We start from the raw sequence: 467 nt of genomic DNA, 5'->3' as shown, positions 1-467 counted from the left end.
GGGACACGATGGGTCCGCTGATGACCTCGATCTTCGAGGAATTCGCCGAAGGCAAGCCGGTCACCAAGGAATGGCCGCGCATCCCCTATGACGAGGCGATCCGCAAATATGGCTCCGACAAGCCCGATCTGCGCAACCCGATCGTCATGCAGGCCGTGACCGAGCATTTCGCCGGCTCCGGCTTCAAGGTTTTCGCAGGCATGATCGCCTCCAACCCGAAGGTCCAGATCTGGGCGATCCCTGCCAAAACAGGCGGCTCGCGTGCTTTCTGCGACCGCATGAACGCCTGGGCGCAGAGCCAGGGCCAGCCGGGCCTTGGCTACATCTTCTGGCGCAAGGAAGGCGATAAGCTCGAAGGCGCCGGACCGCTTGCCAAGAACATCGGCGAGGAGCGCACCGATGCGATTCGCACGCAGCTTGGCCTCGATGACGGCGACGCCTGTTTCTTCGTCGCCGGAGAGCCGGAA

The 467-nt window shown here is 63.2% G+C and carries 1 protein-coding gene; it reads left to right on the top strand.

Annotated elements, in window-relative coordinates:
• Positions 1 to 467: GAD domain-containing protein (locus EOD29_RS30655; protein WP_348630465.1), on the top strand; the 467-nt coding region annotated here is incomplete at both ends.

Source organism: Mesorhizobium sp. M1A.T.Ca.IN.004.03.1.1 (assembly GCF_003997555.1).
Lineage (GTDB): Bacteria > Pseudomonadota > Alphaproteobacteria > Rhizobiales > Rhizobiaceae > Mesorhizobium.
Note: the sequence above shows the minus strand (reverse complement) of the source record. Positions and strands in the feature narration are given on the sequence as shown.